Raw genomic sequence first — 13928 nt, forward strand, 5'->3', positions numbered from 1 at the left:
GCTCGTAGGCGGGGCGGTAGGTGTCCACGTACGGCAACGGCGCCACGTACGGCACCCCGTACGCCACCGTCTCGGCGGTGTGCGGGTCGTAACCCCCGTACGACGGCTCCTCGTACGGCGGCTGCGACCCACTGGCGGGGCTGTACGTCTCGTACGGCGAACTGCTCACGACGACACGCTCCAGGTTCCGGCGACGGGCACCAGAACCTAGCGGAGCGACGGTCACTCTCCAAAGCGACGCGACTACCGAGCGTCAACGCATGTCTGTGCTGTCAGTAATCGAAGGCGCGTGCGGTGTTGGTCGCGATGGCCGCCGCCAGCGTGTCCTCGTCGATGCCGCGCACCTCGGCCATCGCCCGCAGAGTGATCGGGATGAGGTAGGGGGCGTTCGGCCTGCCCCGGTACGGCGCCGGGGTGAGGAAGGGGGCGTCCGTCTCCACCAGGACCAGTTCCAGGGGGGCCACGGCGAGCGCGTCGCGCAGTGGCTGGGCGTTCTTGAAGGTCATGTTGCCGGCGAAGGACATGAAGTAGCCGTTCGCGGCGCAGACCTCGGCCATCTCCGCGTCGCCGGAGTAGCAGTGGAAGACGGTCCGCTCGGGGGCGCCCTCTTCCTTCAGGACCCGCAGGACGTCGGCGTGCGCGTCCCGGTCGTGGATGACCAGCGCCTTGCCGTGCCGTTTGGCGATCTCGATGTGGGAGCGGAAGGACCGCTCCTGAGCGGCCTTGCCCTCGGGGCCGGTGCGGAAGTAGTCGAGTCCCGTCTCGCCGACGCCCTTGACCTGCGGGAGTCCGGCGAGCCGGTCGATCTCGGCCAGTGCCTCGTCGAGAGCCGCGTCTCCGCCGGGTACCCGCGCACCCTGGCGTGACCAGCCGTCCGGGTCGCCGTGGACGATACGGGGGGCCTCGTTCGGGTGCAGGGCTACGGTCGCGTGGACGCTCTCGTACGAGGCTGCCGTCTCGGCCGCCCAGCGGGAGCCCTTGATGTCGCAGCCGACCTGCACGACCGTCGTCACCCCGACCGACGCGGCCTTCGCGAGACCTTCCGCGACCGTGCCGGACTGCATGTCGAGATGGGTGTGGGAATCGGCGACCGCCACCCGCAGGGGCTCGGGCAGCGGCGGCGCGTCGGGGGCTTGGGACGACTTGGCAGACATACGCCTGATCCTACGAAGGCGGCGCCCCGCGCCCCCCGAAGGGGCGCGGGGAACTGCGCGACCAGCCCCCACCGGCCCGCAGCCGAAGAATCACCCAGCCGCCGGCAGGCCTAACTCGCCTTGCGGTGGAACGGGTGAAGGAGATCCGAAAGGTGCCAGTGATGCCCTTCCTTCGACGCCCCCGGCTCACCGGATCCGGCGTCGGTGTCGGCATCGGCGACCCGAACCGCCTTCGGCGCCGACCGCTGCGGGTGCAGACAGTTCTGCACCGACGAAACCTGCCCCGCCCTCATGATGCGTACGACATGGCCGTCGCAGTTCTGGCAGGTGGGCCGGGTCAGCGGGGACGGGACGACCTCGCCGTCCGCCACGTACGTCACCATCTCGGTGCCCTCGACGCCGACGTGGTGCTCGATCTCGTACGACTGTTCCCAGCCGTGCCCGCAACGCATGCAGGCGAAGGAATAGGACTCGTGAACGACGGCGGTGGCCGTGCTGCGGTGGCCGGTGATCTCGCTCATGCCAGCTCCTCTTGTCCGCTGGACGAGGGACGGGTGCGTCCCTGCGAACCAGTGGACGCCTCTCCCGGCATGAAGGCATCAGACCTGTCGACTGTTGAAGGCGTCTTGGCCAATCCTTGTCGGAACTGCCCGTATCCGAGGCCCCGGCTTTGCCTTCCCCGCTCCCCCTTTGCCCCCTTATGGCGTGACCGGCGTCGCGTTTCCCGTACCGCCGCCCATAACGCCCGTACCGCCTGTTCCGCCTGTTCCGCCCGTACCGCCGGAGGCCGCCGCGTTCTTCGCGGCCACGACCGCGTCGAACACCTCGCGTTTCGGCAGCCCCACCTCGGCGGCGACGGCCGCGATGGCCTCCTTGCGCCGCTCCCCCGCCTCCTCGCGCACCCGCACGAGCCGCACCAGTTCCTCGGGGCCCAGTTCCCCGCCGGACTTCTCGGGGGCGCCCTCGACGACGACGGTGATCTCACCGCGTACGCCCTCCGCGGCCCACTCCGCCAGCGCCGCCAGCGGACCGCGCTTGACCTCCTCGTACGTCTTCGTCAGCTCCCGGCAGACGGCGGCCCGCCGGTCCGCGCCGAACACCTCGGCCATGGCAGCGAGGGTGTCGTCGAGGCGGTGCGGGGCCTCGAAGTAGACGAGGGTGCGGCGTTCCTCCGTCACTTCCCGAAGCCGGGACAGGCGTTCGCCCGCCTTCCTCGGCAGGAAGCCCTCGAAGCAGAAGCGGTCCACGGGCAGCCCGGAGAGCGCGAGCGCGGTGAGCACGGCGGACGGGCCGGGTACGGCCGTCACCTTGATGTCCTTCTCCACGGCGGCGGCCACCAGCCGGTACCCGGGGTCGGAGACGGACGGCATGCCCGCGTCCGTCACCAGCAGCACCCGCGAGCCGCCGAGGAGCGCCTCGACCAGTTCGGGGGTGCGCGCGGCCTCGTTGCCCTCGAAGTACGAGACGACCCGCCCCTTGGGCTGGACGCCGAGCGCCTGGGTGAGCCGGCGCAGACGGCGGGTGTCCTCGGCGGCGATGACGTCGGCTCCCGCCAGTTCCGCCGCGAGCCGGGGCGGCGCGTCCGTGATGTCGCCGATGGGGGTGCCTGCCAAAACCAAGGTTCCTGTCACGTTTCCATCCTCGCAGGGCCCTTCCAGCGGACGCACACAGAGCTGTTCCCTACGATGGCGCGGTGACCAGTACCGCGCCCTCCACGGACACCCGGCAAAGCTCCCATTCGTCAGAGCAGCGCCCGTCGTGGCAGCAGCGGCTCCGCCGATACGGATACACGGCGAAGCCGGCAAGCGATGTCCGGGACCGGCTGGTGCCGCCGTACACCGAACCCAGCCCCCGGCTGTGGGCGACCCTCGGGCTGCCGCCGACCCTGACCGACCGGATCACGCGCTGGTCGGGCTGGGGCGGCCCGCTGCTGGTGACGCTCCTGGCGGGCTTGCTGCGCTTCTGGAACCTGGGCAGTCCCAAGCGGGTGATGTTCGACGAGACGTACTACGCGAAGGACGCCTGGGGGATCATCCACCGCGGCTTCGAGGTCAACTGGGGCAAGGACGCCAACGACCTGATCCTGAAGACCGACGGGCATGTGCCGATCCCCACGGATCCCGCCTATGTGGTGCATCCGCCCGTCGGCAAATACGTCATCGGGCTCGGCGAATGGATGTTCGGGTTCAACCCGTTCGGCTGGCGCTTCATGACGGCGCTGCTGGGCACGCTGTCGGTCCTGATCCTGTGCCGTGTGGGCCGCCGCCTCTTCCGCTCGACCTTCCTGGGCTGCCTGGCGGGCACCCTGATGGCCATCGACGGCCTGGCCCTGGTGATGAGCCGCACCTCGCTGCTCGACGGCGTCCTCCAGTTCTTCGTCCTCGCGGCCTTCGGCTGCCTGGTCATCGACCGCGACAAGGCCCGCGAACGCCTGGCGGCGGCGCTGACGGCGGACGCCGAGGGAGGGGAGGGAGCGGAGGGAGTCGTCGTACGGCCGGACGCGCGCATCGCCGAGACGACCCGCCTGGGCGCACGCCCCTGGCGCCTGCTCGCGGGCCTGATGCTGGGCCTGGCCATCGGCACCAAGTGGAACGGCCTGTACATCCTGGTCGCGTTCGGTTTGATGACGGTGCTGTGGGACGTCGGCAGCCGCCGGGTCGCGGGCGCCCGTCACCCGCACGAGGCGGTCCTCAAGCACGACCTGGGCTGGGCGTTCCTGTCCACGGTCCCGGTCGCCCTCGCCACGTACGTGCTCTCCTGGACGGCCTGGATCCTCTCCCCGTCAAACGGCAAGGGCGGCTACTACCGCAACTGGGCGACGACCGAGGGCAAGGGCAGCAGCTGGTCCTGGCTGTTCCCGGACTGGTGGCGCAGCCTCTGGCACTACGAGCACGCGGTGTACGACTTCCTCGTCCATCTGCGCACCCCGCACAACTACCAGTCGAACCCGTGGAGTTGGCTGGTCCTGGGCCGCCCGATCTCGTTCTTCTACGAGTCCCCCAAGCCCGGCGAGGACGGCTGCCCCGCCAACACGGGCCAGAGCTGCGCCCGCGAGGTCCTGGCCCTCGGCACGCCCCTGCTGTGGTGGGCGGCCTGCTTCGCGATCCTGTACATCCTGTACCGCTGGCTGTTCCGGCGGGACTGGCGGGCGGGCGCCATCGCCTGCGGCATCGCGGCGGGCTACGCCCCCTGGTTCCTGTACCAGGAGCGCACGATCTTCTACTTCTACACGATCGTCTTCCTGCCCTTCCTGTGCCTGGCCGTGGCGATGATGCTCGGCGCGATCATCGGCCCACCGGGCTCGAACGAACGCCGCCGGGTCGCGGGCGCGGCGGGCGCGGGCGTACTGGTGCTGCTGATCGCCTGGAACTTCATCTGGTTCTGGCCCCTGTACACGGGGACGGCGATCCCCATCGACTCCTGGCGGGCGCGGATGTGGCTGGATACGTGGGTCTAGCTCCACAAACACGCCGAGAGGGCGCGGCAGGCTGCCGCGCCCTCTCGGTTTGTCGCCGCAAGTTGCGGCACCCTCACTTCACCAGGTGCCGTACCTCGGACACGACGAACTCGCCGTAGTGCAGCGCCGATCCCAGCGCCGCCAGTCGCTCGTAGTGCTCGGGCGAGAGCGTGGCGCCGGACCTGGTGCCGATTTCGATCATCGCCCGCAGCAGCAGCCGGAACGCCAGGTCCGGAGTGCAGACGCGGACACACGCGGCCAGCGCCGCTCCGACCTCCTCCGGTACGACACGGTCCTCGGCAATCTCGGCGAGGACCGCGTCGGCCAGTTCCACGCCGTCCCACTCGGCCGGGACCGTGTCTGAAAGCCCGGAGGCGGTGGCCTGTGCGTGCCTGGTCAGCCAGGTGTCGCACAGGCCGGTGAGCGTCTCCATCCACCCCGTGCCCGAGGTGACGCCGGTCCGTCCTCCCGAGAAGAAGGACGGCCCGTTCGCCGTGCCGGCCACCCACAGCGCCTCGATCGTCTCCGAGGGAAGGCGCAGCAGCAGCCGGGCGTCCCGCAGGACGGCGAGCACGCTCTCCGGGTCCAGTCCGTCCCACAGGTGGTACCCGGCCGCGTCGGCGGCCGCTGGCCCGTGATGACTCCAGTCCTCGTGGAACATGCCCATCAGCCATGTCACACCGAAGTCGGCGTCGTCGGCACTGCGCACTGCACTTCACCTCCTGCGGTGGGGACCACGGACTGCGGGGACTAGACCGGGAACGCCGTGAACACGTAGAAACCGTTCTTGTGCCCGCTCGCTCTCTTGAGGACGATCTTGTAGCCGTTCCCCGCGACATCGACGGAACCGTTCACCTTGGCCACCTTCCCCAGGGAGCCCGCCCCGAAGGTACCGGTCAGCGGCTTCTCCCGGGCGCTGCCCCTGAGCCACCTCTGGATCTCCGCGGCCTTGGTGGTCAGGGCGTGGTCCACGACCGCCTGCGCCGTCGCGAGGTCCGTGAAGACCCCGTTGGGCCCGCCCTTGAGGGTCGCCAGGTCCTTCGCCCGCTGCTCGGAGTTGACGAAGCCGCGACCCGTACCGAACGTGTGCTCGTCCAGGACGTGCGCCAGCCCGTCGAACTCCTGTGCGTCGGCCACCAGGTTCTTGCAGTTGTGGACGAGTACCGGAGCGTCGCCCGCCACCGCGTAGAAGGTGTGCAGGCCCGACACGGTCAGGTCGTACACCGTGCGGGGTGCCGTCAGGTTCCGGTCGGTCACCTCGGTCACCGTGCGCGAGGACCCGTCGGGGGCGCGCAGGCTGTCACCGGCGCGCAGGTCGGACGCGAGGGTCCAGCCGGAGCCGAGGACGTACATCCGGTGTCCCGGGGTGCTCGTCAGGCTGCCGCCGCCCGCCAGGGTGATGTCCAGCAGATCCTGGGTGGGGTGCGAGAAGGTGAAGGTGACCGGCTCGCCCACGGTGCGTCCCGAGGCCGGGTCGGTGGCCAGGAGCAGGTCGCCGTTCCGTACGTCCCGGATCGCCTTGCGTCCGCCGTCGGCGAGGAGTACCTCGGTGCCGCCGGGGAAGCTGTTGATCGGGCATGCCGTGCGCAGTTCCTCGTACGCCTTCGCGCTGCGCTCGATCTCGTTGAGGGTACGGGCGTCCACGTCCAGGGCCCGCAGCGCCTTCAGGGCGTCGGAGACCCCGATACCGGTGCGCATCGCCGCGTCCACGGCACGGATCGCATCGGTGATCTTCGCGATCGGCCCGCCGAGCGGGAGCCAGGTGGCGGCCCAGGCGCAGTCGCCGTAACTCCCGCCGTCATTGGCCTTGGTGATCTTGTGGTAGCAGCCGGTGAAATCCTTGATGATCGAGTTGTAGAGGCCCTTCCACAGCTCCTTGGTCGCCTCCCAGGAGGAGATCTTGACCTTCTTCGTCAGGTCCTTGAACGGCAGGGTCTTGAGGAAGAAGGTGTCCTCGGCCGGGCAGCCCGACTCGGTGGCCGGGACAGCGGGGTTGTCGCAGTAGTAGTAGCTGACGACCGCGTCGAAGTGCACTTCGAAGACCAGGTCACAGGGGAGCCGGGAGCAGTCGTCCGGCAGTCGCTGCGGGTCTCCCCGCTGCTTGATGTCGTCGATGACGGAGAACACCCCGCCGACCCCGGTCCCGGTACCCGCGCCCGTCTGCACCTGCTTGTTGGCGTCGTTCTGGGCGGCCTGGTCAGCGGCCTGCTGTGCGGAGTCCGCGTACTTCTGGGCGTCCTTCGCCGCCTGCTCGGCGGCCGTCGCCTCGGCGTCGGCGCGGTCGGCCGCCGCACGGGCGTCCTTGGCGGCCTGTTCGGCCTCGGCCGCCGCGGTGCGGGCCGCGTCGGCGTCCAGGGCCGCCTGGTCGGCGGAGGCGCGGGCGTCGGTGGCGTAGCCCTCGGCGCGGCCCGCCGCCTTGTCGGCGGCGGCGGCGTCCACGCCGGCCTGACGGTCGTACTCGACGGCGCGGGCCAGTGAGGCCTGGGCGTCCGCCGCGTACTTGGCCGCCTCGGCCGCGTAACCCAGCGCCTCCTGCGCCGACCTGCGGGCGTTCGCCGCGAAGCCGGCGGCCTCGGCGGCCAGCGTGTACGCCGCCTTGGCGTCACCGGTCGCCGCGTCCGCGAGGCTCTGCGCCTGGGCCGCGTTCTTCTGGGCGTTGGCGGCGTGCGCCGCCGCGACCGCCTGCTGCTGCTCGGCGATCGTCTTCGACGACTGTCCGCTCAGGACCGCGAGACCGGCGGCCGAGTCGGTGGTGACGTACGGCGAACCGAGCTGAATCGCGTCGTTCGCCGGGGCGGCCACCTGCTGGGCGGCGTTGCCGGCCTCCTCCGCCGCCTGGGCGGTGGTGTAGGCGTGACCGGCCGCGTCGGCCGCGCCCGCGACCGCCTTGGCGGCCTCGGCCTTCGCCGCGTCGGCCTGCTTCATGGCGTCGGCGGCGTGCTTCTCGGCCTCGTCGGCCAGTTGGACGGCCGTACGGGCGGCAGCGGCTGCGGCCTGGGATGCCTTGATGGCGTCGGCGGCGGCGCTGGTGGCCGTACGGACGGCGGCGTCCGCCCGCAGCTTGGCGGCCTGGGCCGCGTCGGCGTCGGAGCGGGCGCGCGTGGCGGCGGCCTCCGCGCGGGTGGCGGCGGCGTCCGCGTCGGCGGCGGCCCGCCCGGCGGCGTCGGCCTCGGCGCGCGCGGAGGTCGCGGCCGACTCGGCGTCGTCGGCTGCCTGGTCGGCCTCGTTGGCGGCGGCCCGGGAGTCCTTGGCGTCGGAGTCCGACTCGTGGGCCTCGGCGTAGGCGTCCTTGGCGTTGGCCTTGGCCCGTGCCGCGTTCGACTTGCTCTCGGCGTCCCAGGCGTCGTCGCTGAGCCCCTTGGCCCGGTCCCGGGCGGCCTCGGCGTCCTGGCGCTTGCCGCGCGCGTTCGATTCGGCGGTCTCCGCCCGGCCCTTGGCCTCGGTGGCGGTCTGCGCGTAGCCCTGCGCGTTCTGCCTGTGCTGGGCTGCCTCGGCCTGCTTGGCGGCGGCGGTCTCCTTCTCCGCCTTCGCCGTGGCCTCCTCGGCCTGGGCGGCGAGCAGCTTGGCGTGCGCGTCGGCGGCTGCCGCCTTCGCGTCGGCCTCGGCCTTCTGCGTCTCGGCGAGCTTCGCCTTGGCGAGATCCCGGGCCGTCTTGGCGGTCTGTGCCTGTACGGCGGCGGCGTCGGCGGCCGCCTTCGCCTGGGCGCGGGCCTCGGCTGCGGCGGCGGTGCGGAAGGCCGCCTTCGACTGGGCGGCCTGGGTCAGGGCGCGGGCGGCGATGGTCTCGCTGTCCCCGGCGGCGGCGCGGGTGGCCGCGTATGCGGTGTCACCGGCCTTGGCGAGCGCGTCGAGCGCGGCGGCCGACGCCTTGGTGACCTGTGCCTTCTGCTGGCCGACGAGGAGTGCGCGGCCTCGCGGGGCGCCCGCCCTGTCGGCGATGTCGTACGCGGCCTTCAGCGCGGTGTCCGACGCGGTCGCGGCCGTCTTCGCCACCGCGGCCCGGTCCTTGAGCAGGTCGAGCTGGGTCTTCGCGGCGGTCTGGGCGTCCGTGACGCCCTTCTTGGCCTTGTCGAACTGGGCCTTGGTCGGGTAGTCGAGGTCGTCGGTGCCGTTGTGGCCGGACGGGACGATGTCGAACTTCTGCGGGTCCTTGCCGGTGCAGTCCCACATCCGGCCGTCGCGGCTGTTGGTGTAGTCGGCCAGGTCGAGGCAGTTGCCGGAGCCCGGGTTGTACAGGCGGGTCGTGCCGTGCGTGCCGTACTCCCACTTCTGGGACGCGGAGCTGCCGCAGGTGGAGATCTGGACGGCCGCGCCGTTGGTGTTCGAGCCGCTCTTGACGGTCAGGCACTTGCCCGAGTTCGTGTTGACGAGGGTGTCGCCGGAGATCTGCCACTTCTGCCCGGCGCCGCCGTTGCAGGTGAAGATCTGCACGGGCGTGCCGTTGTCCTTCTTGGCGCCCGCCACCTCAAGGCACTTGTCGGTGGCTCCGTGGGCGTGCACCACGAACGGGCTGTCGCCGATCCAGCCGGGGCCGCCGGCCGACCAGTAGTCCTGCCAGCGGGTCAGGTGGTCGGCCCGCCAGGACAGCCCCAGCATCTCGCCGAGCGCCTTGGAACCGGCGGCGAGGGCCTTGGTGGCGTTCTGGCTGGCGGTCAGGATCTGGGTGCGCTGCGTGGCCTGGGCGGCGATCTCCTGCTGCCACTCGGCGGACGCGGTGGCGACCTCCTTGCCGAGCACCTTGTCCGGGTCGACCGGAGTGCGCCAGGCGCAGGAGGCGAACCGGGTCTTCAGGTCCTCCACGGCGATGCGGTACTCGACGCTGCCCGGTTCGGGCGCGGTGCGCGGGAAGCCGCCGTACGACAGGAAGAGCCGGGCGTTGTCGGCGGCCGTCGGCTCCATGGACCAGTTGACCAGGTTGTCGTAGGCCTGGTGCTCCGCGTACGCCTGCTGCCACTGCGGGCCGGGCAGGGAGGGGTCCGGGCTCTTGCCGTAGAGCGGGTCACCGAGGTCCTTGACGGCCTTGACGGTGTCCTGGTCGGCGGGCGGGGTCAGGTCACGGTAGAAGTCGCCCTCGGACTTCCAGAACTGCTCCCAGATCCACTTGGGCAGGCCGGTCTGCTGGAAGAAGTTCGGCCGGTCGTCGCCTCCCACACCGGGCGGCCACTCGAAGTCGGTGACCGACTTGAAGCCACCGGGCGTGGGCAGGCCGGAGATCTGGAAGTCCCGGATGTGGTCGTAGAGCGCGGAGCCTTCCTTGTCGGCGGCGCTCTTGTCCTGGTCGGTCGCCGTGGACAGCGGCGTGGTGTTCCAGTACTCGCGGTTCGCCGCGGTGCGCAGCTTGTCCGGTGTCTGCCCGAGCGCGTCCTTGGCGACCCCGAACATGGCCGGGCCGCCCATGCGCAGCGCCTCGGTCATCAGGCACTGGTCCTGGCGGAGCTGCTCGGCCGCGGCGGCGTCGAAGCCGTCGTAGCTGTCGGCGACGGCGGCCATGTCGTGGCCCGCGTACCGGCCCAGCAGCTCCGGCCGCACGGCGAGTCCGCCGAGCAGGGCCACGCCGACGGCCGACGCGAGAAGTGGTGCGAGCAGGCCGGATTTCGTCCGGGCACGCGTGAAGAGCCGAGGTCTCGGCATGTGGTCTTTCCTCCCCGTGGCGACGGTGTTCCCCCGGTCGCCGGTCGACGCGCGCGACGACGGATCCACTCGACCCCGTACGGCTCGACCCCGCGCCACGCGGCGCCCACCATAGACAGATGTGTCGGGTTCAGGACAAGAGGATTCCGGTCACAGGGAGGTCAACTCCTGACGTTCACATATGTGGCCGGATATCCGGTTCCAGTCACTCTTCGGACAAGAGTTGGGACAAGAGGCGAAACAGCCCCCACACCGGCCCCCCGCGCCACTTACAGTGCTTGGGCCAACGGGGAGGGGAAGTACGCATGCGCAAGGGGGCTAAGACCGCCATCGTCGGGACCGTGTTCACGGTGATGGTGGGAGGGGCCGGGTACGGGGCGTTCAACATCGTGTCCGCGCTCGCCGGGGACAGCGGTACGGAGAGCGTGAAGACCGGGCCACCTTCGAAGGACGAGATCGCGAAGGCCAGCGGGGAGTTCTTCGCGGCCTGGGAGAAGGGGCGGGCGCGGGAAGCCGCCGACCTGACCGACAACTCCGCGGCGGCGGCCAAGCTGATCGGCGACTACGGGACGGCCGCGCACATCACGGACGTGAAGATCACCCCCGGGACGGCCAGGGGCGCCACCGTGCCCTTCGCCGTCAAGGCCACGGTGACCTACGAGGGCAAGAGCGAGCCGCTCGCGTACAGCGGCACGCTGACGATCGTCCGGGGTGCGACGACCGGGAAGGCGCTGGTCGACTGGAAGCCGTCGGTCCTGCATCCCGGTCTCAAGGAGGTCGGGGACGCGCTGGTCACCGGGGAGGCCGGGAACCCGCCGATCGAGGCCCTGGACCGGGACGGCAAGGTCCTGACGAAGGAGAAGTACCCGTCCCTCGGGCCGGTCCTGGACACCCTGCGGGCGCGCTACGGCGACGAGGCGGGCGGCAAGCCCGGCATCGAGCTGATGGTCCGGCACGCGGACACGAACATCGCCGACACCTCGCTGGTGACGCTCACCGAGGGCACCCCGGGCAAGCTGGAGACGACGCTGAGCGCGAGCGCGCAGGCCGCCGCCGAGCAGGCGGTGCTCAAGTTCTCCGAGTCGTCCGTGGTCGCCGTACAGCCGAGCACCGGTGAGGTGCTGGCGCTCGCCAATCACCGTAAGGACCAGTTCAACGCGGCCTTCGAGGGCACGCTCGCGCCGGGCTCCACGATGAAGATCGTGACGGCGGCGATGCTGATCGACAACGGCGTGACGTCGATGAACGGCCCGGCGCCCTGCCCGCCGACGGCGGTCTGGAAGAGCCAGACCTTCAGCAACCTCAAGGGCATGACACCGAACGGGAACGCCACCCTCGCCGACGACTTCCAGCGCTCCTGCAACACGGGTTTCATCAAGCTGGTCGACGGCACCGACGCGCACCCGCTCACCGACGAGTCGCTGACGGCCGAGGCGCAGGAACGATTCGGGCTCGGGCGGGACAACTGGAAGACCGGGATCACCTCCTTCGACGGCAGCGTCCCCGCCTCGACGGGCCCGGACCGCGCGGCCAACGCGATCGGTCAGGGCCAGGTCCAGATGAGCCCGCTGAACATGGCGTCGGTGACGGCGACGGCGATCACGGGCGAGTTCCGGCAGCCGTATCTCGTGTCGCCGAAGCTGGACGAACGTGAGCTGGCGACGGCGAAGGGCCTGCCGGCGAGTACGTCCGCGCAGCTCAAGGAGATGCTGCGGATGACGGCCGTACAGGGCACGGCGGCGAAGGCCATGGCGGGCCTGAGCGGCGACATCGGCGCGAAGACGGGCAGCGCCGAGGTGGACGGACAGACCAGGTCCAACAGTTGGTTCACCGGATTCCGGGGCGACATCGCGGCGGCGGCCATGACCCAGGAGGGCGGTCACGGGGGCGACGCGGCCGGGCCGATTGTCGCAGCCGTGCTACGGACCGGCGACTGAACTCACTCTCGCGGGACGGGACTCTAGGGTGGCCGTTGTCGTTGAGTGAGCTGGATGAGGGCATCGGGGACCCTGGGGATTTCACGGAGGATCGGGAGCTGTGGGCAAGAGAAGGCGCGTCGCCGAGCGACGGAGTGGTGCACGCAGGACCAGGCCCGCGGTGGTCGGCGGGATGATCGCCGTGGTCGTCGGCGGCGCCGGTTTCGGTGTCTACGGGCTGTACAGCGCCGGAGCGGCGGCCGAGGACGGCTCCTCCACAGCGTCCACGGCCGGCCAGAAGCGCTCGGTGCCGACGGGCCCGGTCCCCGCGCCCCAGGTCAAGGCGATCGCCACCCGCTTCCTCACCTCCTGGCAGACAGGCAGGATCGCCGAGGCGGTGGCGACGACGAACGACACCACGTCCGCGGCCACCACCCTCCTCACCGGCTACACCAAGGACGCCCACATCACCGGCGTGAAGATCACCCCGGGCACGGCGAAGGGCGCCAAGGTCCCCTTCTCGGTCAAGGGCACGGTGACGTTCGACGGCAAGAGCAAGCCGCTGGCGTACGAGAGCGCCCTGACCGTGGTCCGCCGTACGTCCGACGGGAAACCGCTGGTCGACTGGCACGCGTCGGTCGTCCACCCCGATCTGGCCGACGGCGACAAGCTCCTCACCGGCGAGTCCGGCACCCCGCCGATCAAGGCGGTCGACCGGGACGGCGGTGAGCTGACGCTCGCCAAGTACCCGTCGCTGGGCACGGTCCTGGACAGCCTCAGGGAGAAGTACGGCAAGAAGGCCGGCGGCAAGGCGGGCATCGAGCTCCGGGTCGTGCGCGGTACGGCGTCCAAGGCGGCGAAGTCGGCCGACAAGACGCTGCTGGAGCTGAGCGAGGGCACGCCGGGCACCGTGAAGACGACGCTGAGCCCGACCCTCCAGGCGGCGGCGGAGGCACAGGTCCTGAAGAAGGCGCAGTCGTCGGTGGTGATGATCCGCCCGTCGACGGGCGAGGTCCTGGCGGTGGCGAACCAGTCGCACGGCTTCAACACCGCGTTCCAGGGCTCGCTGGCGCCGGGCTCGACGATGAAGGTCATCACGTCGTCGCTGCTGATCGAGAAGGGTCTGGCGTCGCCGGACAAGCCGCACCCGTGCCCGAAGTTCGCGACGTACGGCGGCTGGAAGTTCCAGAACGACGACAAGTTCGAGATCAAGGGCGGCACGTTCAAGGCGAGCTTCGCGCGGTCCTGCAACACGGCCTTCATCAGCCAGGCGAAGAAACTCGACAACGACAGCCTGACCAAGCAGGCGCAGCAGGTGTTCGGCCTCGGCATGGACAACTGGGCGATCGGCGTCTCGACCTTCGACGGGTCGGTGCCGGTGCAGTCGCAGGCGCAGATGGCGGCTTCGCTGATCGGGCAGGGCGGGGTGCGGATGAACCCGCTGAACATGGCGTCGGTGGCGGCGACTGTGGAGTCCGGGGTGTTCCGGCAGCCGTACCTGGTCTCGCCGGAGGCGGACGGCCGCCCCCTCGCGAAGGCGACGCGGACGATGTCGTCGTCGACCCTGTCGCAGTTGCGGGAACTCCTGAAGTACACGGCGGCGTACGGAACGGCTGCCGAGGCGATGGCCGGGCTGGGCCCGGACTACGGCGCGAAGACGGGCTCCGCGGAGGTCGACGGCCAGAAGAAGCCGAACGGCTGGTTCACGGCGTACCGGGGTGACCTGGCCGGTGCGGGGGTTGTCGTGGCCGGGGGCCACGGGGGGAGCAC

The 13928-nt window shown here is 70.9% G+C and carries 8 protein-coding genes; 3 read left to right on the forward strand and 5 right to left on the reverse strand.

Going from position 1 to position 13928, the window contains the following annotated elements:
- Positions 1 to 272: 272 nt before the first annotated feature.
- The 3 genes from AOK08_RS19325 to rsmI form a co-directional block, all read right to left on the reverse strand.
- The gene (locus AOK08_RS19325; protein ID WP_055527471.1) at positions 273 to 1154 is read right to left on the reverse strand and encodes a TatD family hydrolase; all 882 of its coding nucleotides are present in this window, start codon (positions 1152 to 1154) and stop codon (positions 273 to 275) included.
- A 110-nt stretch (positions 1155 to 1264) separates the two neighbouring features.
- Positions 1265 to 1675, reverse strand: a complete 411-nt coding sequence (locus AOK08_RS19330; protein ID WP_055527474.1) for a hypothetical protein — start codon at positions 1673 to 1675, stop codon at positions 1265 to 1267.
- A 177-nt stretch (positions 1676 to 1852) separates the two neighbouring features.
- Positions 1853 to 2785: a 16S rRNA (cytidine(1402)-2'-O)-methyltransferase gene (gene rsmI, locus AOK08_RS19335; protein WP_055527475.1), complete on the reverse strand. Its 933-nt coding sequence runs from the start codon at positions 2783 to 2785 to the stop codon at positions 1853 to 1855.
- 62 nt (positions 2786 to 2847) lie between these two features.
- Here rsmI and AOK08_RS19340 point away from each other — a divergent pair, with 62 nt between their 5' ends.
- Positions 2848 to 4611, forward strand: a complete 1764-nt coding sequence (locus tag AOK08_RS19340; RefSeq protein ID WP_055527476.1) for a dolichyl-phosphate-mannose--protein mannosyltransferase — start codon at positions 2848 to 2850, stop codon at positions 4609 to 4611.
- Positions 4612 to 4684: 73 nt separating this feature from the next.
- Here the strand turns inward: AOK08_RS19340 and AOK08_RS19345 are convergent, their stop codons facing one another.
- Positions 4685 to 5320 (reverse strand): hypothetical protein, encoded by a 636-nt coding sequence (locus AOK08_RS19345; protein WP_055527477.1) that lies wholly within the window; start codon positions 5318 to 5320, stop codon positions 4685 to 4687.
- Between the two features lie 41 nt (positions 5321 to 5361).
- On the reverse strand, positions 5362 to 10242 hold the full coding sequence (locus AOK08_RS19350; protein WP_055527478.1) for a ricin-type beta-trefoil lectin domain protein: 4881 nt from the start codon (positions 10240 to 10242) through the stop codon (positions 5362 to 5364).
- Positions 10243 to 10547: 305 nt separating this feature from the next.
- On the opposite strand from AOK08_RS19350, the gene AOK08_RS19355 reads away from it, so the two are divergent.
- Complete coding sequence (locus AOK08_RS19355) at positions 10548 to 12179, forward strand: penicillin-binding transpeptidase domain-containing protein (RefSeq protein WP_055527482.1); 1632 nt, start codon at positions 10548 to 10550, stop codon at positions 12177 to 12179.
- Between the two features lie 100 nt (positions 12180 to 12279).
- Positions 12280 to 13928 (forward strand): penicillin-binding transpeptidase domain-containing protein (locus AOK08_RS19360; RefSeq protein WP_055527486.1); only part of this gene is annotated, 1649 nt, incomplete at its 3' end.

It is taken from the genome of Streptomyces graminilatus, from assembly GCF_001418565.1.
Taxonomy (GTDB): domain Bacteria; phylum Actinomycetota; class Actinomycetes; order Streptomycetales; family Streptomycetaceae; genus Streptomyces; species Streptomyces graminilatus.

What these genes read in the sequence shown, in the direction of transcription:
- AOK08_RS19325 (WP_055527471.1), bottom strand. Translation starts at nt 1,154, where the DNA reads ATGTCTGCCAAGTCGTCCCAAGCCCCCGACGCGCCGCCGCTGCCCGAG.
- AOK08_RS19330 (WP_055527474.1), bottom strand. Translation starts at nt 1,675, where the DNA reads ATGAGCGAGATCACCGGCCACCGCAGCACGGCCACCGCCGTCGTTCAC.
- AOK08_RS19350 (WP_055527478.1), bottom strand. Translation starts at nt 10,242, where the DNA reads ATGCCGAGACCTCGGCTCTTCACGCGTGCCCGGACGAAATCCGGCCTG.
- AOK08_RS19355 (WP_055527482.1), top strand. Translation starts at nt 10,548, where the DNA reads ATGCGCAAGGGGGCTAAGACCGCCATCGTCGGGACCGTGTTCACGGTG.